This window comes from Kitasatospora sp. NPDC051705 (assembly GCF_044453265.1).
GTDB lineage: Bacteria > Actinomycetota > Actinomycetes > Streptomycetales > Streptomycetaceae > Kitasatospora.
Window position 1 is genome coordinate 255,083 of sequence record NZ_JBITCO010000005.1, and the last position, 22,944, is coordinate 278,026.

A 22,944-nucleotide genomic window follows, 5' to 3' on the forward strand; every position below is an offset into this window, starting at 1 on the left:
CGTGCGACCGGCCCGGGCGCGGGAGCCGTTCTCCCGCGCCCGGGCCGGCCCGGTCACTCGATGCTGTGACGATGTGTCACTTCTGCTCGCTGAGAGCCTTGTTGAGCAGGACGACGTTGACGCCGTCCTGTCCGAGGAAGCCGAGCGAGCGGCCCTCGGTGTACGTGTCGACCAGCTGGTTCAGCCTGTCGACCGGCAGGTTGCGGGCCTTGGCGACCCGGTCGACCTGCTCCTTGGCGTAGGCCACGGAGATGTGCGGGTCGAGGCCGGAGCCGGAGGCGGTCAGTGCGTCGGCCGGCACGCTCGCCGGGTCGACGCCGTCGAAGGCGGCGACGGCGGCGCGGCGGTCGTTGACGGCCTTCAGCAGGTCCTCGCTGTTCGGGCCCTGGTTGGAGGCGCTGGAGGAGGACGGGTCGTAGCCGGCCCCGGCGGCGGAGGGGCGGGGCTGGAACCACTTCGGGTCCGGCTGGGCCTCCTCCTTCGGGTCGTCCGGGTTCTTCTTCGGCAGGTTGAAGTTCTGGCCGAGCAGGCTGGACCCGATCTCCTTGCCGTCGGCCTTCACGATCGAGCCGTTCGCCTTCTCGCTGAAGGCGACCTGGGAGATGCCGGTGACCAGCAGCGGGTAGGCGACTCCGAGGATCACGGTGAGCACCAGGAGCACGCGCAGGGCGGTGAAGTGGGTCCGCACGGCGGCGGGCAGGGGCTTGGACATCGCGGTGGACTCCTCTCTCAGTTGAGGCCGGGGATGAACTGGACGATCAGGTCGATCAGCTTGATGCCGACGAACGGCACCACCAGACCGCCGAGCCCGTAGATCCCGATGTTGCGGCGCAGCAGCGAACTGGCATCGGAGGGGCGGTACTTCACCCCGCGCAGGGCGAGCGGGATGAGGCCGACGATGACCAGGGCGTTGAAGACGATCGCCGAGGTGATCGCGGACTGGGGGCTGTGCAGGCCCATGACGTTGAGGTGGCTCAGGCCCGGGTAGACCCCGGCGAACATCGCGGGGATGATCGCGAAGTACTTGGCCACGTCGTTGGCGATGGAGAAGGTGGTCAGCGCACCACGGGTGATCAGCAGCTGCTTGCCGATCTCGACGATCTCGATCAGCTTGGTCGGGTTGGAGTCGAGGTCGACCATGTTGCCGGCCTCCTTGGCCGCCATGGTCCCGGTGTTCATCGCGACGCCGACGTCGGCCTGGGCGAGCGCGGGGGCGTCGTTGGTGCCGTCGCCGGTCATCGCGACCAGCTTGCCGCCCTCCTGCTCCTTCTTGATCAGGGCCATCTTGTCCTCGGGGGTGGCCTCGGCGAGGAAGTCGTCCACGCCCGCCTCCTCCGCGATCGCCTTGGCGGTCAGCGGGTTGTCGCCCGTGATCATGACGGTCTTGATGCCCATCCGGCGCAGCTCGTCGAAGCGCTCCCGCATGCCCTCCTTGACCACGTCCTTGAGGTGGATGACCCCCAGCACGCGGGCGGGCTCGCCGCCGGCCTTCGTCGCGACGACCAGCGGGGTGCCACCGGCGGCGGAGATGCCGTCGACCAGGGTGGAGACCTCGTCGGTGACCCGGCCGCCGTTGTCGGCGACCCAGTTGGACACGGCGGCGGCCGCGCCCTTGCGGACCTGGTGGACACCGTCGGCCTCGTCCAGGTCGACGCCCGACATGCGGGTCTGGGCGGTGAACGGCACCCAGGTGGCGTGCGTCAGCTCGCCCTGGGCACGGGCCCGCAGACCGTACTCGGTCTTGGCGAGGACCACGATCGAGCGGCCCTCCGGGGTCTCGTCCGCGAGAGAGGAGAGCTGCGCCGCGCTCGCCAGTTCGTCGGTGGAGACGTCGCTCACCGCGAGGAACTCGGCGGCCTGGCGGTTGCCCAGGGTGATGGTGCCGGTCTTGTCCAGCAGCAGGGTGTTGACGTCGCCGGCGGCCTCGACGGCGCGCCCCGACATGGCCAGCACGTTGCGCTGCACCAGGCGGTCCATGCCGGCGATGCCGATCGCGGAGAGCAGCGCGCCGATGGTGGTCGGGATGAGCGCCACGATCAGGGCGACCAGGACGATCATCGACTGCGGAGCGCCGGCGTAGGTGGCCATCGGCTGCAGGGTCACCACGGCGACCAGGAAGACGACGGTCAGCGAGGCCAGCAGGATGTTCAGCGCGATCTCGTTGGGCGTCTTCTGCCGGGCGGCACCCTCGACCAGGGCGATCATCCGGTCGATGAACGACTTGCCGGGCTCCGAGGCGATCCGCACCACGATCCGGTCGGACAGCACCTTGGTGCCGCCCGTCACCGCGGAGCGGTCGCCGCCGGACTCCCGGATCACCGGCGCGGACTCACCGGTGATCGCCGACTCGTCGACGGACGCGACGCCCTCGACGACGTCGCCGTCACCGGGGATGACCTGCCCGGCCTCGACCACCACGTGGTCGCCCAGCCGCAGGGCCGTCCCGGGGACCTCCTCCTCGGCCTGCGAGGCGGGCCAGTCGGTGAGCCGGCGGGCGACGCTCTCGGTCTTGGTCTTGCGCAGGGTGTCGGCCTGGGCCTTGCCGCGGCCCTCGGCGACGGCCTCCGCCAGGTTGGCGAACACGGTGGTCAGCCAGAGCCAGAGGGTGATGACCCAGGCGAACACGGACGGGCTGGCGATCGCGGAGACGGTGGTGACCACCGAGCCGACCTCGACCACGAACATCACCGGGTTCTTGACCATCACCCGGGGGTCGAGCTTCTTCACCGCGTCCGGCAGGGAGGCGACGATCAGCTTCGGGTCGAGGAGGCCGCTGGAGACTCTGTGCGACGCGGCGGACTCGGCCCGGTCGGCCTGGTCGGCCGGTGCGGGGGTGAGCGTGGGAGTGGACATCAGGAGGAGAGACCTTCCGCGATCGGCCCGAGAGCCAGGGCCGGGAAGTAGGTGAGGCCGACGACGATCAGGACGACGCCCGACAGCAGGCCCACGAACAGCGGCTTGTGGGTGGGCAGGGTGCCCGGAGTGGCCGGCACCGGCTGCTGCCGGGCGAGCGAGCCCGCCAGCGCCAGCACGAACACCATCGGCAGGAACCGGCCGAACACCATGCACAGGCCGAGCGCGGTGTCGTACCAGTCGGTGTTGACGGTGATGCCGCCGAACGCCGAGCCGTTGTTGTTCGCGGCCGAGGTGAAGGCGTACAGCACCTCGGAGAAGCCGTGGGCGCCCGAGTTGAGCATCCCTCCCCGCTCACCCGGCAGCGCCATCGCCACACCCGTACCGACCAGCACGATCGTCGGCGTGGTGAGGATGTACAGCGAGGCGAACTTCATCTCCCGGCCGCCGAGCTTCTTGCCCAGGTACTCCGGGGTGCGCCCGACCATCAGACCGGCCACGAACACCGCGACGATCGCCAGGATCAGCATCCCGTACAGACCGGAACCCACACCGCCGGGCGCGATCTCGCCCAGCATCATGTTGAAGATCGTGATCCCGCCGCCGAACGGTGTGTACGAGTCGTGGAAGGAGTTCACCGCGCCGGTCGAGGTCAACGTCGTCGACGCCGCGAACAGGCCCGAGGCCGCAATGCCGAACCGCTGCTCCTTGCCCTCCATCGCGGCACCGGCCGCCTGCAGGGCGGTACCGGAGTGCTGCGACTCCGCGAAGGTGATCAGGGCCGCCGAAGCCACCCAGAAGATCCCCATCACCGCGGCGATCGCGTAGCCCTGGCGGTTGTCGCCGACCATCTTGCCGAAGGTCCGCGGCAGCGCGAACGGGACCAGCAGGATCAGGAAGATCTCCAGCCAGTTCGTGAACCCGGTCGGGTTCTCGAACGGGTGCGCCGAGTTGGCGTTGAAGAAGCCGCCGCCGTTGGTGCCCAGCTCCTTGATGACCTCCTGCGAGGCCACCGGGCCGCCCGGGATCTTCTGCACGTCACCCGCGAGGTTGGTCACCTCGTGGAAGCCGTGGAAGTTCTGGACCACACCGTTCGCCACTAGGACGAGCGCGAAGACGAACGCGATCGGCAACAGCAGCCGCAGGTTGATCCGGACCAGGTCCACCCAGAAGTTGCCCAGCCGGTCCGTCCGGTTGCGCGTGAAGCCCCGGATCAGCGCGGCCACGATGGCGATGCCCACGGCCGCGGACACGAAGTTCTGCACCGCCAGGCCGGCCATCTGCACCAGGTGGCCCATCGCGGACTCACCGCTGTAGGACTGCCAGTTGGTGTTGGTGACGAACGAGATCGCGGTGTTCCAGGCCTGGTGGCCCTCCATCTGCGGAACGCCCAGGCTCAGCAGCAGGTGGCCCTGCAGGCGGATCAGCCCGTACAGGAAGAGGACGGAGACGGCCGAGAAGGCCAGCACCGAGCGCAGATACACCGGCCAGCGCTGATCGGCGTCGCCGTCGACGCCGATCACCTTGTAGATGCCGCGCTCGACTCTGAGGTGCTTGGAGGTGGTCAGGATGCGGGCGATGTAGTCGCCCAGGGGCCGGTAGCACAGGGCCAGCGCGCCGACCAGGGCGACGGCCTGCAGCCAGCCCGCGAGAGTGGAGCTCATGTCAGAACTTCTCCGGGTAGATCAGCGCGACGACGAGATAGCCGACCAGCGCGACGGCCACGATCAGACCTGCGATGTTCTCGGCGCTCACAGCTTCTCCACCCCCCGCGCGATCAGGGCGATGACGGCGAACACGGCGACCGTGACACCGACGTAGATGAGATCGGACATGGCTCCACCAGCGTGGTTCGAGAGACTGCCGCGAACGGGCCGGGGCCCGGCGCGGCGCCGGCGGAAGGCCGGCAGATGCAGCCAAGCAGCCGCCGGGGGCGCGTCACGGGGGCCCTGACGCCCTCCATACGGGTGAGGGCGGGACGTTGACGGGACCTTGACGCGAACGGCCCCGGACGGCGAACGGCCCCGGAGGGCGAACACCCTCCGGGGCCGTTGAGCTGCGCGTCAGCCGGTCACGTCGGCACCCGCGGCCGTCCGCGGCTGGCGGACCACCGCACCGGTGTGCGGGCGCGGTGCGCGGTCGGTCACGGCTGCGCGCCCCTGACGCGGCGACGGGCGCTCCTGACGCGCTCCTGACGGCCGTGCGGCGCCGAACGGATGGCTGCACCGGACGGGGGTGGGGGGCCGCTGTCCCGGCGGGCGCCGGTTGGGAAGACGACCAGCTCTTGCGAAGGACCCCCGGCGCGCACCCGCACACCCGGGACACCGCACTCACGCTGAACGGCCCGGCCCACCCTCGGACCCCACTCTGCTGCCAGCTGCCAGTAATTGCAAGCAATGCGCAACAAGTGCACCCCCGGCGCCGCGGCGCGAAAACGAGAACGGCCCCCAATCCGCGTCTCCGCAGATCGGGGGCTGTTCTCTATCCTGTGGCTGGTGCAGGGTTCGAACCTGCGTAGCTTGCGCGACAGATTTACAGGCCGCTGACCAGACGTGCCCTGGCCTGCGAGATCTTGATCACAGGCCGATTCTGGTCCGTGCCTGGTCCGGATCAGCTCCGCTGGAACGGTCCGGCGGCCCCCGGTGCTGCCGCACGCACACCCTCCCGCTTCGGTGGTTCTGACTGCTTCACTGTCTCCGTGACAGACAACTGGGGGGCAGTCATCTCGGCAGCATCCGCACTCGGTGGAGTGGGGCTCACAGGGTTGTTCGGAGTGCTGAAGAGCCGCCAAGAGCGGCTTGCTCAGCAGATGAGCGTCCGAGAAGAACGCCGCTCGGCGCATCGCCTTGAACGTCGTGAGACATACATCCGACTGATGGCAGCCATGAAAAAGGTGCAGAGGGCAGGACACATATGCCGGGTTGCCGTTCCGCCCTCATCCGACCCCTTGCCGCAGATCTGGCAGGACTACTTCGAGGCGCTTGAGGTCCTTGATCGCGAGGCGGAATACGTTCGACTCGAGGGCCCTCCCGAGGTGAGCGATGCAGCCCGCGACCTCAACAGCTCGGCAGTGCGCTCCTACTACGTGCTGGAGACCGCCGCCAAGGCCCATCTGGGTGCGGCCCAGCCGCTTGCGACCCTCCTCAGTGACGAGCAGATGTCAAACCATCGGGAAGAGATCACCAGGTTGCACGACTTCATCGCTAGTGCTCGGAGGGCGCTCGGCGGAGAGGATCCAGGGTTCGCACAAAGTCAGTAGGCGGCCAACCCCGCGCGCTACCGGAGGGCCTGGAGATGTCGCCCCCTCCTGCGTTGCACGTCGCTGCCGGCGCACGGATTGAAGTACGCCTGCCTGTCGCGGACCCATCTGAAGCCCCCGCTAGCCGAGGGCGAGATGTGGTCTACTTCTTTCCGTCGGACTAGAGTCGTTACAGAACTCAGTCGTTACAGAACTTTGCCGTACGTACGGCAAGGTGTTCTCTCTGCTACCCGTGAGGCTCGGCCCCGGTTGCCCCCGGAGCCGAGCCTGTGCACGGGATCAAGTAGGCCCGGCCGACCACCTACCGGCCGGGCCTACTGCTGCCCGCACCGCTGTCGTCCGTCCTCGGCTCACACCTAGTGGATGAGCCTCCCCACACACTCGGCAATCGTGACCATGAGTCCGAGCCCGCTGATGCCGACCATCCACCAATCGGGGCTGTTCAGTCGCTTGCTCGACCTTCGTGACCTACGTGCCATGCCAGGACCCCTCCTACTCGGCACCGTTGGGGCGCTCCCCAACGGGGCGCAAGATGGGCCGGGTCGGACCCGAAACGAACCGAGCGTTGGGGGCCTGGCTGCGAGAAGCCTAGCGTCGCGAACTGCCCCTGGTGCGCGGCTTCGTGGGCGGTGGAAACGACCGTTGGAACTTTAAAAGCGACTTCGATTAACCCGCCCAGTAAAAGTTGCGAGTGTGGTGGTGTGATTTGCTTCCAGCGCGGTAGATCGCCCGCCCTATAGGCCTTGCAGGGCTTCGGCGTGTCGTGTGAGGCACCAATGGGGGCATGGGCGTGATCTCAGTCACACCCGCGCCCCCGCCATTCGAGGCCTGACCCTGGTGTGACACCTAGAAGGCCCTCGGCAACAAGCTCCATCGAGTGCACGATCGCCACTGCCCCGGCAGCGGCTAGCCGGGCGTCCTTACCTGGCTTGTTGGCGTAACCGATCGTGGGAACGCCAACTGCTTCCCCGGCCTCGACGTCGCGGGTCGCGTCACCGATGAAGATGCAGTGCTCCGGCCCGGCGCCTGCGGCTTCCATGGCTTCGAGCAGGAGGCGCGGGTTCGGCTTCATGGACGACGGGTCACCCGGGGCGCGCCCGAAGACGCCGGCCACGTAGTCGCCGAGGCCATGCTCGGCGAGGTAGCCCTCGATGGCTGCACCCGCGTTGTTGCTGACCACCGAGACCAGGCGGCCAGAGCGGGCACACGCGCGGAGAACCGATTCTCCGCCCGGAGTCGGGCGGGCGGCCCGGACGGCTTCGGTCTCCAGCGCAGCCAGGGCAGCGTCCGTGCTCTCCGTGAGATCGGGGCGGGCGTCCGCGACCAGGCGGAGCAGGGCGAGCGGGTCGCTCTCGTCCTCTGCCCCGGCCGGGCCCTGCTCGCCGGCGGCGAGCAGGGCCTCACGGAGTCGGCGCGCGACCTCCGGGGCGGGAAGGCCGGCGAACACCGAGCACACTGGGCCGTCGAAGTCGAGGAGCACGTGCTTCACCGGCCGCAGCACATCGGCGAGTTGCTGAGGGGTGGCGCTCATGGCTGCCGCTCGTACGCGATCGTGCTCCACACGCTGTCGAACCACATCTGGGCCTGCTGGACGTACTGCGATCCGAGCGAGGCGTCGTCCGGGCCGGCGGCGTGGTGGAACAGGGTGGTGTCCTTGCCGGTCACGTCGTAGAAGGTGTGGGCGGTGTCGTCGATCGCCACGGTGCGCTCGCGGAGCGGGTAGAAGCCGAAGAAGGCCTCCGACCGGTTCAGGATGTACAGCTTGAACAGGCTGGACGCCCGGTGCACCTTCACCTGGACACTCGCCTTCTGGACCAGGCCCAACTCGGCCAGCATCTCCACCGAGTGCGCGATCCCGCCGGCGTTCGTCAGGGCGATGTTGCGGGCGCGCTGCCGGAGGGCGGCCTCGTCCTGGAGGCCGTCGACCAGGACCGGCACGGCCATCGGCGCCGTGGTGTCCGGCAGCAGCAGGCGGATCGTGATGGACTCCGGCGCCAGCCGGCCGGAGCGGACCTTGTCGAGCGGCTCCTGCAACGCGTTGTGCAGCGTCTCGCTGGAGAAGCCGGCGAAGTCGAGGGTCACCTGCTGCTGCTCGAAGGCCGCCTCCAGGTGCGGCCGCAGCCCGACCGGTCGCGAGGTGCGCTCCCGAACGAACGAGCCGCTCCCCTGCCGGGTCACGATCAGCCCCTCGGTGCGGAGCAGGTCGAGCGCCTTGTCCACCGTGCCGCGCGCCACGCCGAAGTGCTTCGCCAGTTCGGGGCCGGAGGGGAGCTTGTCTCCCGTCTCGAAGCCCGGCTTCTTCGTGAGGATCGAGGCCCGCAGAGAGCTGCTGACCTGCTGATACGGGGGGCGCGAGTCATCCGGGTCTAGGGCCATGGACCAATGCTAGGGGAGGTGCCCAACAGGCGCGAGAAACCCAACTCTATTGACCTGCCTAAGCAGGTTGTCTATGTTGTGCGTGTCGCACCGAGTGAGACAGGGGTGACACAGAGGGGCCTTCTTTGGGCTGCTCTGAGCTGCACAAATGCGCCTATGGGGATAGGCGAAGGGGCCCGGGGCAGATCGGGCCGAGGTCGACCGCGCCTTGGCATGCGGATGGCATGGACCGAGAGGTCCGCGTCTGCCCCGAAAGACGCACCCCCCGCCCGTTCACCGCCGAGCTCCTCGGCGCCGGACCGGCGCGGTCTCAGCGAACGAGTGTCTTTGGTCCCCGATCCGTGCCGCCTGTGGCGGGTCGGGGGTCATGGCTGCTCGTGACGTGACGAGTAGCCGGCCCTGGATTCGGGGCCGCCGCGCTTTCCTTGGCCGGGCGCGCGGCAGCCCCTGGGGCCCACCTCCGACTGGAAGAGGTAGACCCGTGAGGTCGATTGTTGCAGGGCAACACGCCTTGGACTCCGAGGAGTTCGCGGAGCTGGCGTTGGGCGTGGACGAGGAGCTGTTCGCCGGCGTGCGCGGCGAGTCGGCGGTCGAGCGCCAGGCCCGTTCGGACGTGGCGTACGCGGTGCTGGCGGACCTGCGCCGGGAGGACCCGGAGTTGGCCGCCTTCGCCGAGCAGCAGATGAAGATGGCGCCGGTGCCGTTGCGGTTCCGGGCGGCCGTCGGCCGCACCGCCGGCATCGAGCTGGTGGCCGCGTGAGCGGGCTGGGCGACTACCGCGCCGAACGGCGGGCCGACCGGCAGGCCGAGCGCGCCGACGCCCGAGCGGACCGCCGGGACGAGCGCGAGCAGAGCCGGCTGGACGCCGAGGCAGCCCGTCAGCGGCGGGAAGCCGATCAGCGAGCCGCCGAGGAGGCCCGGGACCGGCGTCGGACGGCGCGGGCCGCGCGGCTCGGCAGGGCCACCGGGTGGATGGCGGCCAACCCGGCGCGGGCGTTCGTCCGCTTCGTGCAGGCCTGCTCGATCGTGCCTGCCGTGGTCTCCCAGGTCGCCGCGCTCGATCACGCGAACGTGGCGCTGCTGCTCGCGGTGCTGCTGGCCGCGATGCTGGAGGGCGGCGCGTGGGCGCTGGTCGCCATGGGAGCCCAGGCCGAAGGCGAGCGCTCCACCCGCACCTACCGCCTCGGCGCGTGGGCGGCCGGGCTGGTCGCCGGGGGCATCAACTTCGCCCACGGCTGGCAGCAGTACCCGACCCACCACTGGGTGGCGTTCGTGCTGGCCCTGTCCAGCATCGGCGCCGTCTGGCTGACCGACCTGCAGACCCACGGCGGCCGCGGCCCGACAACCGCCGAGAAGAAGCAGGCGAAGGAGCAGACCGAGCACACCCGCCGCCGAGCCGAGCACCACCCCGACGTCCGGGAGGTCGCCGACCGCCTGCTGTCCGCCGCCCCGTTCGGCGCGCTGCCGGCCGACGAGGCGTGGCGGATCGCATGGGAGTACGTCCACGGCGTCACCATCCCCGGCCTGACCGCCGACCTGCTCGCCCGCAGGCTCAATGCCCGGGCCCGGGTCGCAGAGCTGAGCGCGCTCCCGGCGCCCGCCGATCTGTGGCCGGGAATGCCCGACGACCCGTTCCCCGCCCTCACCCTCCCGCTGCCCTCCGGGCCGTCCGACGGCGTCTACCTCGACTCCGTTCCCGCCGAGTTGCGGAACGCTTCCCCGATCACGCTCGAAAGCCTGGAAGCCCTTTACGGAACGGGGTCGTACGCACCCGCACCCGCTTCTGGGGCGCCCAAGAAAAGCGGCCCGAACGAGGCGATCGGGAACGCCTCCGAAGCCGCCGGGGAACGCCCTCTCGACCCAGCCGACATCGCCCGGATTCGCGTCCTGGCCGACGGCCTGGCCGCGCACGGCCAGGAGCTCACCACCAAGAAGGTCCGCGACGCCCTCGGCTGCCGCAACGACTACGCCGTACGCCTACGCCGCCACGTCGACGCCGAGCGCAGCAACCCGCCGACCGCCGCCTGAGCGTCCGCCGCGAGGACGTCTACCCCTCCCCCAGATCCGCCCCACGACGCGCACAACGAGGGCAGTGTCATGACCCTGACCAGCAGTGCATTCCCCATCCCGCCCATCACCCACGAGGACCGCGACCAGGCGGCCGGTGCCGCCGATCGCCTGCTCACCCGCATCCTCGGCGCGAGGGGCGGTGCCCGGTGAAGACGCTCAAGGAGGTGCCCGGCCTCGGCATCGCCCGCCTCGACCGCGGCGGCCTCGCCTACCGCCTCTCCGAGCCGCTGACGATCGATGAGGTCGCCGGCCTGCTCCGCGAGACCTGGTGCCGCCGCCTGACGGTCTCCGACGCCTCCGCCGACGGCCGGTACCCCGCCGAGTTCCGCGCGCTCTGCGAGCTGGACGGCGAGCCGTTCGTGCTGGTCGGCCGGATCGGGCAGGGCTCCTGATGCTCGGCTTCGGCAAGAAGCAGCCCGCCCAGCCCGCGCAGTCCCGCCAGCAGCGCAGGGCGAAGGCCGTCCGCGAGGCGGACCGCGCCGGGCACGCCGCCATGGACGCCAAGACCCGCCGCACCACGGCCCTGGAGGCCAACCCCGTCCGCGCCTGGTGGCGCTCCTCCTGACCCGCCGTCCCGGGGCCCGGCCCCAGCCGGGCCCCCTTCTCTCCCGAGAGGAGACAGCCGTGATCTACCTGCTCTGCCTGCTGCTGATCCTGGTCGACGTCGGGCTCGCCGTGTGGGGCCTCCGCGAGTTGGCCCGCCGGGGGTGGCTCCGGTGACGATCCCCCCGCCCCCGACCGAGCCGCCCACCGCCGGCATGCCGACGCCTGAGCCGGTGAGCGAGTGGTGGCGCAAGGCCGGCCCCCGCATCCCCGCCCCGGTCCAGCCGGAGCCCGACGTCCACATCCCGGTCCCTATCGACACCGGCCCCGCCGAGGCCGCCTCCGTGGAGGACGCCGCGCAGGCGTTCTGGGCCCCGTTCGGCCGGATCCTGTCCGATCAGGCCTCGACGATCACCTCCCAGGTCGCGCAGCTCCTCACCGAGAGCGAGGACCAGCGCGCCGCCCGCCAGCAGGTCGAGTACGAGGACCTGCTCGCCGCGCAGCGCGCCCGGATGGACTCGGCGCTCGGCAAGGTCGGGGAGACCTCCAAGGAGCGCGCCGAACGCCACCGCGTCGAGGACGTCCTCGCCCCCGACCGCCCCATCCGGCGGGACGACCTGGTCGGCTTCGCCGATCTGCTCGCCGAGCGAATCTCCGAGACCCCGGACGACCGGGCCCAGCGCCGGGAATCCGAGCGCGAGCTCGCCAAGCAGCGCGCTCGCGCCCGAGAGGACCGGGAGCGCGCCGCGGCCGGGGAGACCCCCGCCCAGCGTGCCCTGCGCCACCGTCAGCAGCAGCTGGCCGACCGACGCGAGGACCGCACCCGGGCCCGGCGCGCGCGCCGCCGAGCCGCCCGCGCTGCCGGCCCTTCCGACCGCACGGTCCGGTTCCGCCGCTGGTGCGTGCTGACCGCGATCAGCGCGGTAGGCGGCTACACCACCGGCCTGGTGCCGCTGATCGCGCCCGGCGGGCCCTGCGTCGGCCTGCTGCTGGCCGCCGCCGGGTGGGCCCTCGACCTGCACACCCGCGACCGGGGCCGCCTGCGCGTGAGCGAGGTCCGGGGCGCCGGACCCCTCATGATCCTCGTTGCCCTGCGCATCCCGGTCGCCTCCGGCCTCGCCGTCGCCGCCGGCCTTTCCCCGCTCCTCGACGCCCTGCCCCTCTTCTAGCCACCAAGGAGACAGACATGAGCAGCCTCATCGCACTCGGCACGGGCGGCGCCGCCACCGTCACCACGATGTACCTGTACGTCGGCGTCCGCGGCAAGGGAAAGATCAAGGTCAAGGACGACCACGTCCCCTACTGGGCGTTCGGCATCGGCCTGCTCGCCGCGAACGCCGGCACGGCGTTCCAGCAGCTCAGCGGCATCGGCCAGCAGCTCAGCACCGCCTTCGAGGGCAACGCCGCCCTGGGGGAGTGGAAGGTCGGCGCCACGGCGGCCGTTCTGACCCTCGCGGTGTTCGGCCTCCAGCCCCGGGCGTGGAAGGACGCGCTCTGCGGCGCGGTCGCCCCCAGCTTGTTCGCCGCCGCCGGCGGGCTCTGGGTCCTGCCCTCGTCGATCCTCAGCGGCCTGATCAGCGCGTTCATCAAGTGAGGGCGAAGACGATGGAGAAGATCTTCCCCACCGAGAAGCTGGGCGACACCCTGCTGTGGCCGCTCACCGGCCTGGCCACCGGCACCCCCGTTCTGGTCCGCCGGCTGACGGCCCCCCAGCGCGAGCGCCGGGCCGAGGCCGCCGCGCTCAAGGCGGACCAGGAGCGGCTCGCCGCCGAGGCCGCCCAGGCGGCCGACGCCGAGTTCGCCAAGAAGCTCGCCGAGACCCCCGACCCGACGAAGCGCGCCGCGATGATCCACGCCCGGGAGAGCGCCCGGGTCACCGCCCGCGAGATCGAGGCGGCGCAGGCCAAGGCCGCCCGCAAGGAGAAGCGCAGCCGCGCCGGGGACGGTGCCGGTGCCGCGGCGCTGATGCTGATCGTCGGCGGCCCGCTGGTCTGGGCCCTCGCCCGCCCCCTCATCGAGCCCGGCATCGGGCTGCTGATCGGCGTGTGGTGGATCGCCGCGCTGATCCACGCACCCGCCCCTGGCCAGAAGGCCGTCGAGGAGAAGGAGGAGGCCGAGCAGAGCGTCGCCGAGGACCTCGCCGAGCGACCGCCGCTGACCCCGGATCAGGCCTCCGCCGAGGCCCGCGGCGAGACCTCGGCGGCGACCTCCCCGACCCCCGCTGACGCCCGCCGTGCGGTGGCCCTCCTCGGGGCCGCCGGCACCCACGTCGCGCTCACCGCCGTGGCCGCCCACCTGGCCGCCGAACACCCCCTCTGGAAGCGGTCCGGGAAGGCCGTCCGAGGCCTCCTCCATGAGGCCGGTGTGAAGGTCCGCGGAGGGGTGCGCGTGGAGGGCGTCAGCGTGCCCGGCATCCACCACGACGACGTGCCCCCTCTCCCCTCCCCCTCCGAGAGCGCCCCTGGCGGCGTTGTTGTCGCAGGTCAGAGCAACAACAACAACGCCAACAACGCCAACAACGCCAACAACGCCAACAACGCCAACGAGTGGTCCACCCGAGAGGGGTTCGTCATGCGCGCCGACCCCGACAACCCCGCCCGGACGATCGTCGTCGGCCACGCCACCGCCGCCTGATCCACCGACACGAGAGGCACCTGCCATGACCACCGACCGCTGGCCCGACAAGACGATCCCGGAGTTCACGATGGCGGAGCTGTGCGCCGCGATCGAGCGGCACCAGGACGACCCTGACCCCGTGACCCAGAGCCTCGTCCGCGGCTGCTGGCGCGAGTGGGAGCGCCGCCACGGGCTCGCCTCGACCGAGGACTGAGCCAAAGCGTCCCCCACCCCCGAGAGCTGCCTCTGCGGCCCCGAGGACGACTGACCGACACAGCACGAAGCCCCGCAGCAACCGTCGACCTTGCCGGGTAACGGGCGGTTGCTGCGGGACCAATCCGATCCCCTCTCAGAGACCAGAGGACTCCAGCATGCCCGGAAACACCACCTCGCCGCAGCCCCGCTGCGAGGCCGCCCACCTCGGCGACGCCAGCCCCTGCGAGGGCCCGCTCGACGCCGTGACCGTCCTCGACCGGCACGGCGACGCCGCCAAGGCCTGCGTGCACCACGGCGCGCGCCTGTACGCCAGCCTCATCGACCCCAGAGTCCGCCCCTGCAGCGTCCCCGGCGCGGCGATCGAGGTTTACAAGCGCGCCCAGACCACCTCCCCGTTCGCCTGGCTCGACCACCACCAGCTCCCCAACGAGGAGGAGCGGTGACCGAGAACTTCCTGAACGTGATCCCGTTCCGGCCGGAGCCCGCCGAGGTGAAGGCCGCCGAGCAGGCCGTCATCGGCGCGGCCTTGCTCAACCCCGCCCAGATTCCGGCGCTGGCCGCCCAGCTCGGCGACCCGAGCGCGTTCTACCACCCCGCGCACGAGACGATCTGGCGCGCCATCACCCGCATGGCCGGCGGTGAGCGGCCGGTCGACCCGATGCTGCTGGCCAGCGCTCTGCGAACCCAAGGCGACTTGGTCCGCATCGGCGGGCCGAGCTACCTGCACGCCTGCATCGAGGCGACCCCCACCGCCGCCAACGGCGACTACTACGCCGAGATCGTGCGGCTCGCCGCCGAACGCCGCCGCATCGGCACAGCCACCAGCCGCCTCGCCCACATGGCCATGGCCGGTGAGGACCAGGCCGACCTGGACGCCGTCCGCACGGCCGCGCTCTCCGTGCTCGCCGACCTGGCCGCCGGCGACACCTGGCTCGACCCCGTTCCGCTCGGGTCCCACGGCGCCCTGCCGACCTTCCCCGTCCAGGCCCTGCCGGGATGGGTCGGCGCCTACGTCGCGGCGGTCGCCGAGTTCACCCAGACTCCGCCCGACGCGTCCGCCACCATGGCCCTGGCCGCGCTGTCGACCGCCGCCGGCGGCCGAGTGAACGTGGAGATCCGGCCCGGCTGGCGCGAGCAGTCCAACCTCTACCTGACCTGCGCGATGCCCCCGGCCAGCCGCAAGTCCGACGTGTTCGCGTTCGCCATGGGCCCGGTCTACAAGGTCGAGGCCGAGCTGCAGGCCGGCGCCAGGGCGGCGATCATCGAGGCCGAGACCGCCAAGGACGCCGCGCTGGCCGAGGTCGATGCTCTGATGGCGAAGGCCCGCAAGAACCCTGACCTCGACCGCACCCGGCTCGTCGCGGAGATCTCCGCCGCCAAGATGCTTGCCGAGGAGATCGCTGTCCCTCCGAGCCCGCGCCTGACGCTGTCCGGGGACATCACCCCGGAGACCGTCACCAGCCAGCTCGCCGCGCACCGGTGTCTGGCCGCGCTCTCCCCGGAGGGCGACCTGTTCGACAGCATGGTCGGCCGCTACAGCAGCAAGCCGAACCTGGGCGTGTTCCTCCAGGCTCACAAGGGCGAGCGACTCCAGGTCGACCGGATCACCCGCGAGCAGCCCACCGTCGACAAGCCCGCGCTCACCATCGGCGTGACCCCGCAGCCCGCCGTCCTCCAGGAACTCGGCGCCGCCCCGGGGGCCCGCGACCGCGGCCTACTCGCCCGCTTCTTGTACTCCCTGCCGCCCTCCAACCTGGGCTACCGCAAGGTCCGTACCGCCCCGATCCCCGACAAGCTCGCGAGCGCCTACGACCGCAACCTGACCCGCCTGCTCCGGGCCATGACCGACCTCAGCGACCCGGTCACTGTGCTGATGGACCAAGCCGCCGACCTCGCCATCGAGCGCCTCCAGGAGCGCGTGGAGGTCCAGCTCCGCCCCGACCAGCCGCTCGCCCACATCAAGGACTGGGCCGGCAAACTCGTCGGCCACATCGCCCGGATCGCCGTCCTGCTCCACCTCGCCGACCACATCGCCTCCGACCGGGACAGCAACGCCTGGCGCGCCGGCCTGGAGGCCGCCACCGTCGAGCGCGCCGCCGAGATCGCGGACTACTACACCGCGCACACCCTCGCGGTCTTCGACCTCATCGCCGCCGACCCCGCCACCGAGGACGCCCACGCCCTCCTCCAGTGGCTCCAGCGGCCGAAGAAGGACGGCACCCACCGCACCCACATCAAGGCCCACGACGCCGTCGCGTCGTCCCGGCGGTTCAAGAAGGTCGCCGACGTCGAACCGGCCCTTCACCTGCTCGAACAGCACGGCTGGCTCCGCACCGACCAGCCCAGCGCCAGCGGCCAGCGCGGCCGGCCCCAGGCCGTCACCTACCGCGTCCACCCGGCCGTGAGCACCCCCACGGCCGCAGACGCGCCTGCGTAACCGTCAGGGATGTCAGGACAAAGCCCTGACCAGGCCAATCGCCGCCAGACGGCCCGCCAGGGAACGTCAGGGCTGTCAGGGGATAGCCGAGATCCCCTGACAGCCCTGACAACCCCTGACGCCCCGGCAGGGGCCATATCCGCAGGTCAGCGAGTTCCCCTGACATCCCTGACGCTCTCCGCCCTCCGCGTCCGCCAGCGAGAGGGCCCGCAACACGCCGCAGCCATCAATCCAGACCCACCGCAGGAGATTCGCCATGCCCAAGCGCGAACTGCTCAAGCTCCCCGTCGTGCTCGCCGAACTCGGCATGTCCCGCGCCGCCTTCTACCGGATGCGCGCCCGCGGCAAGGCCCCGCGCCTCATCAAACTCCCCAACGGCCAGGTCCGCGTCGACCGGGTCGACCTGGACGCGTGGCTCGCCGCCTGCGAGGTGGCCGCCTGATGACCACCTCGTACAAGGTCAAGTTCTGGGACCACCGGCACCGCCCGGACCGGCGAGCACCCTGGATGGTCCGTTGGACCGTCGCCGGGCGGGAGTTCTCCGAGTCCTTCCTCACCAAAACCGCTGCGGACGGTCGGAAGTCCGAGCTGATCTCCGCCCTCCGGGACGGGCAGCCGTTCGACGTCGACCGCGGTCTGCCGCTCTCCGAGCTCCGCAGGGAGAAGCAGATCAGCTGGTACGAGCTCGGCCGGCGGTACGTCGAGGCCCGGTGGGAGGGGGCTCCGGCCAAGACCCGGACGACGTGGGCCGATGCCCTCGCCACGGTCACGTTCGAGCTGGTGAAGTCGAAGGCCGGCATGCCGGACAAGCGGATCGTCCGCCGGGCGCTCTACAGCTGGGCCTTCAACGTGAACGCCTGGGAGGAGGAGCCGCCGGCGGACTGGGCCAAGGCCCTGGCATGGGTGCAGAAGCAGTCCGTGCCGGCCTCCGCCTTCGAGGAGCCGCCGATGGTGCGCCGTCTGCTGAACGCCCTCGCAGTGAAGCTCGACGGCAAGAAGGCCGCCCCCTCGGTCATCCTGCGCAAGCGCCGCATCCTCGGCCACCTCTTCGGCTACGCCGTGGAGGAGGGCTACCTGGCCGCCAACCCCCTCCCGACCGTCCAGTGGCAGCCGCCGGAGTCCGAGGAGGAGGTCGACCCGGGCCTGGTGGTCAACGAGGACCAGGCCGCCGCGCTCATCGAGGCGGTGGGACGCCAAGGGAAGCGAGGCGCCCACCTCCGGGCCTTCTTCGCCTGCCTCTACTTCGGCTGGCTGCGGCCGGCCGAGGCGGTGTTCCTCACGCTCGCCCGCTGCCACCTGCCCGCCGAGGGCTGGGGCTACGTGGTCCTGGACGAGACGCGGCCGCGGGTCGGCTCGTCCTGGACGGACGACGGGACGTCGCACGACAAGCGTGGGCTGAAGCACCGGGCCGAGAAGGCGACCCGCCGCGTTCCGATCCCGCCCGAGCTGGTGGCGATCCTGCGGGAGCACGTCGCCGCCTTCGGCGCCGCGCCCGACGGGCGGCTGTTCCGGACGTCCCGGGGCGGGATGGTGCAGGAGAGCGGGTACGGGGTCGTCTGGCAGCGGGCCCGCGCCGAGGTGCTGTCGCCCGCCGAATGCGCCACGAAGCTCGGCAAGCGGCCGTACGACCTGCGGCACGCCGGGATCTCGCTCGGCCTGAACTCCGGGGTCGATCCGACCGAGGTCGCCCGGCGGGCGGGGCACAGCGTGGCTGTCATGCTCCGGGTCTACGCGAAGTGCCTGCACGGCACCGTCGAGTACGCGAACGAGTTGATCTCGAAGCGGCTCAACCGGAACCGCACGGCGCCGCTGGCGCCGGATCCTGGTCCGTAGCTGGTCCGTACGCCCTGGTCAGCAGCGGGATCCGGGCGGAACCAGGTGAGACAAACCACCCAAAACAACCAGACATCAAAATCACTGTTCGACCATGACAGAAGGGCCCGTGGGCTGCGTTTCCGCAGCTCACGGGCCCTTCTCTATCCTGTGGCTGGTGCAGGGTTCGAACCTGCGTAGCTTGCGCGACAGATTTACAGTCTGCTCCCTTTGGCCGCTCGGGCAACCAGCCAGGATTTTCGTTTCCCGGGGCGCTTGCCCCGTTCGACTTCGTAAACGATACCCGATGCCGGGGGGTGCTCCGCCACTCGGTAGGTCACGCGATGATCAAGGCGTACGACGTGGCTGTCGGGGGCGGCGGCGGGGTGGCGCTGGATAGGCTGGGACGGCGGGCGCCCGGTGGGGCGGGCCGTGCCAGTGAAGCCAGAGCATCAAGGAGACCAACACCCATGGCCGACTCCAGTTTCGACATCGTCTCGAAGGTCGAGTGGCAGGAGGTCGACAACGCGATCAACCAGACCTCCCGCGAGATCGCCACCCGTTTCGACTTCAAGGGCGTGGGCGGCGAGATCAGCCGCTCCGGCGAGAAGATCGAGATGAAGGCGAGCGGCGAGGAGCGCGTGAAGGCCATCCTCGACGTCCTGCAGGGCAAGTTCATCAAGCGCGGGCTCTCGCTGAAGGCCCTGGAGCCCGGTGAGCCGCAGCTGTCCGGCAAGGAGTACAAGATCTTCGCGGACGTGAAGGAGGGCATCTCCACGGAAGATGCCAAGAAGGTCGCGAAGATCATCCGCGACGAGGGCCCGAAGGGCGTCAAGGCGCAGGTCCAGGGTGACGAGCTGCGGGTCAGCTCGAAGAGCCGCGACGACCTGCAGACCGTGCAGGCCCTGCTCAAGGGCAAGGACCTGGACTTCGCGATCCAGTTCGTGAACTACCGCTGACCCGGCCGCCGGTCGCACGGCGCGGCCCCGATCCCGCAGCAGGCCTGCTGCGGGACCGGGGCCTTCGTGTGCGCGGGCTCCGGCGGACCGGGCCCGGGGTCAGCGGACGGCCGGGTGCGGGCGCGCCGCCGCGGCCGCGTCGGCCAGGGCCTGGGTCTGCGCCCTGAGGTCGGCGAGCCGGTCGTCCAGGGACGCCGACGGACCGGTGCCCGCGGACTTCGACGGGGCCGGCACCGGGGGCAGCGACGGCAGCGAGGGCGCCGGGAGCTGACCGAGCAACCCCTGCAGGGTGCTCTGCAGGCTCGCCAGGATCCCCTGCAGCGTGGAGCCGACGTCGGGGACGGCGGAGGTCAGGGACGACACCAGGCCGGTGAGCAGTTGGACGACGCCGCCGACCGCACCGAGGGCCGCGGACGGGTCCGGGGTCGACGGCAGGGAGGGTGTGGAGGGGAGGGAGGGCGTGGAGGGCAGGGCGGGCGCCGCGGGGAGGGCCGGCAGTGCCGGTGCCCCCGGCACGGTGACCGGCAGCGGCACGTCGGCCGCCGGGAGGTCGACCGCGGCGACGGTGGAGGTTCGGGGGGCCGCCGCGCCGTTGGCGGCGGGGGTGGCGGATGCCGTGGCGACCGGGGTCAGCACGAGGGCCGTCGTCAGCGCGGCGGTCATCCAGGTGGCACGCATGGGTACTGCTTCCTCTCAGTGCGAGTCAGGCGAGTTCGCCTGACTCACACCGTGGGGCAGTACTCCGGGTGCAGCCACCGCACGTACGCCGAACGGTGCGCGGCTCAGCCGGCGTCCGCCCAGCCCCCGGTGCTGCGGTGGGCGGCCAGGCCGACGGACTCGAACTCGTCCGCCCGGCCGGCCTCGGTGCGGGCGCCGATCCGGCGCAGCGCCCGGGAGATCGGGGTGCCCTCGGCCGGGGAGGGCTCGAACTCGCCGGTGCCGAGCGGGCCGAGGGCGATCCGGCCGTCCTCCCAGACGACGGCCCGCTGGCTGCCGGTACCGCCGAAGTAGTCGGCCTCGACGCAGGCCACCGGTCCGGCCTTGGACCAGGCGGCGAGCCGGAGTTGGAAGCCGTCCGGGTGCCGGCCCGGGCCGGGCCCGTGGACGGGCTTCGGCGTACCGTCGTCGACCTGGAGCGCGGCGCGCACCTCGGGGGTGACCGGGATCAGGGCCAGGCCCTGGGCCAGCGGAACCACCCGGGCCGCCGGGACCTCCGCCGCCGCCACCGTCAGCAGCTCCAATGTTCCTATCAGCGCCTGGAGTTCATAGGACATGCCGGCCATCGTGTCCCACCCCACCGACAGTCGGCCCGGAGTTTATGATTCCGTGCCCGGCCGGAGCCCGTAGAGCAGCGTGAAGATCGTCACGTCCATGGCGTCCTCGGTGGTGCTGGGGCCCTCGGCGTTCAACTCCTCGATGATCTCGGCGAACCGGGCCCGCAGCCGCAGCAGCCGGTCCGGGCTGAGCCGCAGCACCGAGTGCGAGAACAGGCCGGGCGGGCCGACCGAGCCGTCCCGGGGGGAGCTGAAGTCCAGCCGGTCGCCGAGGACTTGGGCCTGGAAGTCGCCGCGGAGCCGGTCGATGGCGGCCAGGATGGCGTCGTACGCCTCCGAGCGGGCCGGGGAGTCGGCGGTGAACATCTCGGGGGCGAGCCGGATCGACTCCTGGGCGGCCGCGTAGCGGCTCTCGACGATGCCGGAGACCAGCCGGGTGCCGGCGACCAGGACCAGTCCGGCCTTCTCCAGCTGCTTGATGTGCCGGTAGAGCTTGGTCTGCGGTTCGCCGAGCTCGGCGGCGATCTCCTTGGCGGTCAGCGGACGGCCCCGGGCCGAGCTGAGGGCGCCGAGGATGGCGAGGCGCAGCGGGTCGGCCATCGCCTTGAGGACGGCCGGATCCGCCACCTGGCGTTCCTTGATCCAGGTGACGGGCTGGTCGTCGGTCTCGGCGGGTTCCGGTTCGTGCTCGGCCACGGGCTCACCTTCGCAGATCGTCGGCGCGGCGTGCAATCACGGTCCAGTGAGCACTCACCCTTGCGCAATCACTCATGACTCCGACATCATTCACGACATCGTGAACGATGTCGGAGGCGCGAACATGCGCGCCACGGAAGACACGGACGAGGACACGAACGGCGGGGCGGGCATGGCGGACGGGGTGGACATGGCGGGCACGGCGGGGACGACCGGCACCGCGAGAGCGACCGACGGGGCGGGGACCGACGGGGCGGGCACGGCGACGGCGACGGCTCCGGCCGGGACCCCAGCCGTCCCGCCCGTCCCGCTCCGGCGCAACCTGCGCTTCCAGGCCCTCTGGGCCGGTCAGGCCTGCGCCACCCTCGGCATGCGGATCGGCGACACCGCCTTCCCGCTGCTGGTACTCGCGGTCACCGGATCCTCCACCGCCGCCGGGGCCTTCGGCGCCGTCCAGATGACGGCGACGCTGGTGCTGGGCGTCCACGGCGGCGCCGTCGCCGACCGCTTCGACCGCCGCCGGGTGCTGATCGCCGCCGACGGCGCCCGCCTCCTCGCCTCCGCGAGCGTCCCGGCGGCCCTGGCGCTGCACCGGCTGACCCTGGTCCACCTGCTGCTGGTCGCCGCCGTCGTCGGTGCCACCGTCTCGTACAGCGGCCCGATCCGGATGCTGGCCCTCCGGTCGGTGGTGGCTCCGGAGCAGCTGCGGCAGGCCCTCGCACAGGACGAGGCCCGGATGAGCGGGGCCTCGCTGGCCGGTCCGCCGCTGGCCGGCCTGCTGCTCGGGCTCGGCCGTGCGGTGCCGTTCCTCGCCACCACGCTCGCCTCGCTGCTGGCGGTGGCCGCCGCCGTCCTGGTGCGCTTCCCGGGCCGGCCGCAGCCGGCCGCCGCCGACGCCCACGACCCGCAGCACGCCCCCGGCCCGCAGCACGCACCCGGCCCGCAGCACGCACCCGACACTCAGGACGGCCACGCACCCGCCGCGCCCCCGCAGCCCGGCGGCGCCCTGGCCGGCTTCCGCGTCCTCGCCGCCGCCCCGCTGCTGCGCCCCGCCCTGGCCGTCCTGCTGGTCATCAACCTCGCCGGAACGGCCCTGGTGCTGCCGGTGATGGTGCTCCTGCGCGAGCACGGCACCAGCAGCGGCGGAATCGGGCTGACGCTGGCGGGCGAGGCCCTCGGGGCGCTGGCCGGCACGGTGCTGGTCTCCCGGCTGCACCGGCTGGCCGGGCCCGGCGTGCTGCTGTTGGCGACCGCCTGGACCGCCGTGCCGGTGACGCTGTCGCCGCTGCTGCCGGGCGGTGCGCCGACCGTCTTCGCGGCCCTGTTCGTGGTCGGGGCCGGCGTCCCCGCGCTGCGGGTGATGATCGACCTGCTGGTGTTCCAGCAGGTGCCGGACGAGCTGCGCGGCCGGGTCATCGCCGCGACCATCACGCTGATCACCGCGGGCATGCCGGCCGGCACGCTGGCCAGCGGCCTGCTGCTGGACCACCTCTCCCCCGCCGCCGCGCTGACCGCGATCGCCGCCCTGCTCGCCGCGGCCCTGGTGCCCGCGACGGCGGGCCGGACGCTGCGCCGCGCCGCGTGGCCGGAGGCCCGGACGGCCCCCTCCGCCGGCTGACGGGCGCTCACCCGGGCGGGTGCACGCCGCATGCGGCACCCCGGGCAACCGGGTGAACTGGCCGGGTACGGCCCGCCCGGGGCCCCGCCCCCGGGCGCGCCCGCCGCCCGCACCGCCGACCGGGGCCGTACCGGAGGAGGACCATGAGTTCCACGGACGCGGCCTCACCCCGACGGGAGGGCCCGAGGCGCCCGCAGCGGGCCGGGCCACCCGGG

The 22,944-nt window shown here is 71.8% G+C and carries 25 protein-coding genes and 1 tRNA gene; 16 read left to right on the forward strand and 10 right to left on the reverse strand.

Features of this window, described 5'->3' with window-relative positions; genetic code table 11:
• Window positions 1-76: 76 nt before the first annotated feature.
• From kdpC to kdpF, 4 genes are read right to left on the reverse strand one after another with little or no spacing between them, the layout of a single operon-like run.
• Complete coding sequence (kdpC, locus tag ACIA8Q_RS09375; protein WP_396316943.1) at window positions 77-712, reverse strand: potassium-transporting ATPase subunit KdpC; 636 nt, start codon at window positions 710-712, stop codon at window positions 77-79.
• A 17-nt stretch (window positions 713-729) separates the two neighbouring features.
• Window positions 730-2,853 (reverse strand): potassium-transporting ATPase subunit KdpB, encoded by a 2,124-nt coding sequence (gene kdpB, locus ACIA8Q_RS09380; protein ID WP_396316944.1) that lies wholly within the window; start codon window positions 2,851-2,853, stop codon window positions 730-732.
• Complete coding sequence (kdpA, locus tag ACIA8Q_RS09385; RefSeq protein WP_360219791.1) at window positions 2,853-4,517, reverse strand: potassium-transporting ATPase subunit KdpA; 1,665 nt, start codon at window positions 4,515-4,517, stop codon at window positions 2,853-2,855. The genes kdpB and kdpA overlap by 1 nt, the downstream gene beginning before the upstream one ends.
• A gap of 1 nt (window position 4,518) precedes the next feature.
• Window positions 4,519-4,608 carry a K(+)-transporting ATPase subunit F gene (gene kdpF, locus ACIA8Q_RS09390; RefSeq protein WP_097237446.1) on the reverse strand — a complete coding sequence of 30 codons (90 nt, stop codon included), beginning with the start codon at window positions 4,606-4,608 and terminating at the stop codon, window positions 4,519-4,521.
• Window positions 4,609-5,551: 943 nt separating this feature from the next.
• Between kdpF and ACIA8Q_RS09395 the strand changes: the two genes are divergently transcribed.
• Window positions 5,552-6,112: a hypothetical protein gene (locus tag ACIA8Q_RS09395; RefSeq protein WP_396316945.1), complete on the forward strand. Its 561-nt coding sequence runs from the start codon at window positions 5,552-5,554 to the stop codon at window positions 6,110-6,112.
• A gap of 796 nt (window positions 6,113-6,908) precedes the next feature.
• Here ACIA8Q_RS09395 and ACIA8Q_RS09400 read toward each other — a convergent pair.
• A complete protein-coding gene (locus ACIA8Q_RS09400; RefSeq protein WP_396316946.1) occupies window positions 6,909-7,643 on the reverse strand; it encodes an HAD family hydrolase in 735 nt (244 codons plus the stop codon).
• A complete protein-coding gene (locus ACIA8Q_RS09405; protein WP_396316947.1) occupies window positions 7,640-8,488 on the reverse strand; it encodes a GntR family transcriptional regulator in 849 nt (282 codons plus the stop codon). Before ACIA8Q_RS09405 ends, ACIA8Q_RS09400 begins: the two co-directional genes overlap by 4 nt.
• Before the next feature lie 511 nt (window positions 8,489-8,999).
• On the opposite strand from ACIA8Q_RS09405, the gene ACIA8Q_RS09410 reads away from it, so the two are divergent.
• From ACIA8Q_RS09410 to ACIA8Q_RS09470, 13 genes are all read left to right on the forward strand, one after another.
• Window positions 9,000-9,248, forward strand: coding sequence for a hypothetical protein (locus tag ACIA8Q_RS09410; protein ID WP_396316948.1), 249 nt, complete (start codon window positions 9,000-9,002; stop codon window positions 9,246-9,248).
• The gene (locus ACIA8Q_RS09415; RefSeq protein ID WP_396316949.1) at window positions 9,245-10,516 is read left to right on the forward strand and encodes a hypothetical protein; all 1,272 of its coding nucleotides are present in this window, start codon (window positions 9,245-9,247) and stop codon (window positions 10,514-10,516) included. The genes ACIA8Q_RS09410 and ACIA8Q_RS09415 overlap by 4 nt, the downstream gene beginning before the upstream one ends.
• Window positions 10,517-10,585: 69 nt before the next feature.
• A complete protein-coding gene (locus ACIA8Q_RS09420) occupies window positions 10,586-10,708 on the forward strand; it encodes a hypothetical protein (RefSeq protein WP_396316950.1) in 123 nt (40 codons plus the stop codon).
• Entirely contained in the window at window positions 10,705-10,950 is a 246-nt protein-coding gene (locus tag ACIA8Q_RS09425; RefSeq protein WP_396316951.1) for a hypothetical protein, read from the forward strand. The genes ACIA8Q_RS09420 and ACIA8Q_RS09425 overlap by 4 nt, the downstream gene beginning before the upstream one ends.
• The gene (locus ACIA8Q_RS09430; protein ID WP_313764238.1) at window positions 10,950-11,123 is read left to right on the forward strand and encodes a hypothetical protein; all 174 of its coding nucleotides are present in this window, start codon (window positions 10,950-10,952) and stop codon (window positions 11,121-11,123) included. Before ACIA8Q_RS09425 ends, ACIA8Q_RS09430 begins: the two co-directional genes overlap by 1 nt.
• A 151-nt stretch (window positions 11,124-11,274) precedes the next feature.
• Window positions 11,275-12,270 (forward strand): hypothetical protein, encoded by a 996-nt coding sequence (locus ACIA8Q_RS09435; RefSeq protein WP_396316952.1) that lies wholly within the window; start codon window positions 11,275-11,277, stop codon window positions 12,268-12,270.
• Between the two features lie 17 nt (window positions 12,271-12,287).
• Window positions 12,288-12,695, forward strand: a complete 408-nt coding sequence (locus ACIA8Q_RS09440; RefSeq protein WP_396316953.1) for a hypothetical protein — start codon at window positions 12,288-12,290, stop codon at window positions 12,693-12,695.
• Between the two features lie 11 nt (window positions 12,696-12,706).
• Window positions 12,707-13,735, forward strand: coding sequence for a hypothetical protein (locus ACIA8Q_RS09445; protein WP_396316954.1), 1,029 nt, complete (start codon window positions 12,707-12,709; stop codon window positions 13,733-13,735).
• A 25-nt stretch (window positions 13,736-13,760) separates the two neighbouring features.
• Window positions 13,761-13,931, forward strand: coding sequence for a hypothetical protein (locus ACIA8Q_RS09450; protein ID WP_396316955.1), 171 nt, complete (start codon window positions 13,761-13,763; stop codon window positions 13,929-13,931).
• A 157-nt stretch (window positions 13,932-14,088) separates the two neighbouring features.
• Window positions 14,089-14,376 (forward strand): hypothetical protein, encoded by a 288-nt coding sequence (locus ACIA8Q_RS09455; protein ID WP_396316956.1) that lies wholly within the window; start codon window positions 14,089-14,091, stop codon window positions 14,374-14,376.
• Window positions 14,373-16,370, forward strand: coding sequence for a DUF3987 domain-containing protein (locus tag ACIA8Q_RS09460; protein WP_396316957.1), 1,998 nt, complete (start codon window positions 14,373-14,375; stop codon window positions 16,368-16,370). The genes ACIA8Q_RS09455 and ACIA8Q_RS09460 overlap by 4 nt, the downstream gene beginning before the upstream one ends.
• 256 nt (window positions 16,371-16,626) lie before the next feature.
• Window positions 16,627-16,812: a helix-turn-helix transcriptional regulator gene (locus ACIA8Q_RS09465; RefSeq protein WP_396316958.1), complete on the forward strand. Its 186-nt coding sequence runs from the start codon at window positions 16,627-16,629 to the stop codon at window positions 16,810-16,812.
• Window positions 16,812-18,203, forward strand: coding sequence for a tyrosine-type recombinase/integrase (locus ACIA8Q_RS09470; RefSeq protein ID WP_396316959.1), 1,392 nt, complete (start codon window positions 16,812-16,814; stop codon window positions 18,201-18,203). The genes ACIA8Q_RS09465 and ACIA8Q_RS09470 overlap by 1 nt, the downstream gene beginning before the upstream one ends.
• A gap of 151 nt (window positions 18,204-18,354) precedes the next feature.
• On the opposite strand, the gene ACIA8Q_RS09475 is transcribed toward ACIA8Q_RS09470, so the two are convergent.
• Window positions 18,355-18,435, reverse strand: a tRNA-Tyr gene (locus ACIA8Q_RS09475).
• 217 nt (window positions 18,436-18,652) lie between these two features.
• Between ACIA8Q_RS09475 and ACIA8Q_RS09480 the strand changes: the two genes are divergently transcribed.
• Window positions 18,653-19,141 (forward strand): YajQ family cyclic di-GMP-binding protein, encoded by a 489-nt coding sequence (locus tag ACIA8Q_RS09480; protein WP_360219788.1) that lies wholly within the window; start codon window positions 18,653-18,655, stop codon window positions 19,139-19,141.
• Between the two features lie 99 nt (window positions 19,142-19,240).
• Here the strand turns inward: ACIA8Q_RS09480 and ACIA8Q_RS09485 are convergent, their stop codons facing one another.
• The 3 genes from ACIA8Q_RS09485 to ACIA8Q_RS09495 all read right to left on the reverse strand — a co-directional run bounded on the left by ACIA8Q_RS09485 (window position 19,241) and on the right by ACIA8Q_RS09495 (window position 21,111).
• Window positions 19,241-19,819: a hypothetical protein gene (locus ACIA8Q_RS09485; RefSeq protein WP_360219785.1), complete on the reverse strand. Its 579-nt coding sequence runs from the start codon at window positions 19,817-19,819 to the stop codon at window positions 19,241-19,243.
• A gap of 104 nt (window positions 19,820-19,923) precedes the next feature.
• Window positions 19,924-20,415, reverse strand: a complete 492-nt coding sequence (locus ACIA8Q_RS09490) for a hypothetical protein (protein WP_360219783.1) — start codon at window positions 20,413-20,415, stop codon at window positions 19,924-19,926.
• 42 nt (window positions 20,416-20,457) lie between these two features.
• Window positions 20,458-21,111: a helix-turn-helix domain-containing protein gene (locus tag ACIA8Q_RS09495; RefSeq protein WP_360219780.1), complete on the reverse strand. Its 654-nt coding sequence runs from the start codon at window positions 21,109-21,111 to the stop codon at window positions 20,458-20,460.
• 124 nt (window positions 21,112-21,235) lie between these two features.
• Here ACIA8Q_RS09495 and ACIA8Q_RS09500 point away from each other — a divergent pair, with 124 nt between their 5' ends.
• Window positions 21,236-22,729 carry an MFS transporter gene (locus ACIA8Q_RS09500; protein ID WP_396316960.1) on the forward strand — a complete coding sequence of 498 codons (1,494 nt, stop codon included), beginning with the start codon at window positions 21,236-21,238 and terminating at the stop codon, window positions 22,727-22,729.
• Window positions 22,730-22,944 lie beyond the last annotated feature (215 nt).

Bases quoted from the DNA above. Each gene is read 5' to 3' on its own strand.
- kdpC (WP_396316943.1), bottom strand. From the start codon at position 712: ATGTCCAAGCCCCTGCCCGCCGCCGTGCGGACCCACTTCACCGCCCTG.
- kdpB (WP_396316944.1), bottom strand. From the start codon at position 2,853: ATGTCCACTCCCACGCTCACCCCCGCACCGGCCGACCAGGCCGACCGG.
- kdpA (WP_360219791.1), bottom strand. From the start codon at position 4,517: ATGAGCTCCACTCTCGCGGGCTGGCTGCAGGCCGTCGCCCTGGTCGGC.
- ACIA8Q_RS09400 (WP_396316946.1), bottom strand. From the start codon at position 7,643: ATGAGCGCCACCCCTCAGCAACTCGCCGATGTGCTGCGGCCGGTGAAG.
- ACIA8Q_RS09405 (WP_396316947.1), bottom strand. From the start codon at position 8,488: ATGGCCCTAGACCCGGATGACTCGCGCCCCCCGTATCAGCAGGTCAGC.
- ACIA8Q_RS09420 (WP_396316950.1), top strand. From the start codon at position 10,586: ATGACCCTGACCAGCAGTGCATTCCCCATCCCGCCCATCACCCACGAG.
- ACIA8Q_RS09430 (WP_313764238.1), top strand. From the start codon at position 10,950: ATGCTCGGCTTCGGCAAGAAGCAGCCCGCCCAGCCCGCGCAGTCCCGC.
- ACIA8Q_RS09440 (WP_396316953.1), top strand. From the start codon at position 12,288: ATGAGCAGCCTCATCGCACTCGGCACGGGCGGCGCCGCCACCGTCACC.
- ACIA8Q_RS09445 (WP_396316954.1), top strand. From the start codon at position 12,707: ATGGAGAAGATCTTCCCCACCGAGAAGCTGGGCGACACCCTGCTGTGG.
- ACIA8Q_RS09450 (WP_396316955.1), top strand. From the start codon at position 13,761: ATGACCACCGACCGCTGGCCCGACAAGACGATCCCGGAGTTCACGATG.
- ACIA8Q_RS09455 (WP_396316956.1), top strand. From the start codon at position 14,089: ATGCCCGGAAACACCACCTCGCCGCAGCCCCGCTGCGAGGCCGCCCAC.
- ACIA8Q_RS09465 (WP_396316958.1), top strand. From the start codon at position 16,627: ATGCCCAAGCGCGAACTGCTCAAGCTCCCCGTCGTGCTCGCCGAACTC.
- ACIA8Q_RS09470 (WP_396316959.1), top strand. From the start codon at position 16,812: ATGACCACCTCGTACAAGGTCAAGTTCTGGGACCACCGGCACCGCCCG.
- ACIA8Q_RS09480 (WP_360219788.1), top strand. From the start codon at position 18,653: ATGGCCGACTCCAGTTTCGACATCGTCTCGAAGGTCGAGTGGCAGGAG.
- ACIA8Q_RS09485 (WP_360219785.1), bottom strand. From the start codon at position 19,819: ATGCGTGCCACCTGGATGACCGCCGCGCTGACGACGGCCCTCGTGCTG.
- ACIA8Q_RS09490 (WP_360219783.1), bottom strand. From the start codon at position 20,415: ATGTCCTATGAACTCCAGGCGCTGATAGGAACATTGGAGCTGCTGACG.
- ACIA8Q_RS09500 (WP_396316960.1), top strand. From the start codon at position 21,236: ATGCGCGCCACGGAAGACACGGACGAGGACACGAACGGCGGGGCGGGC.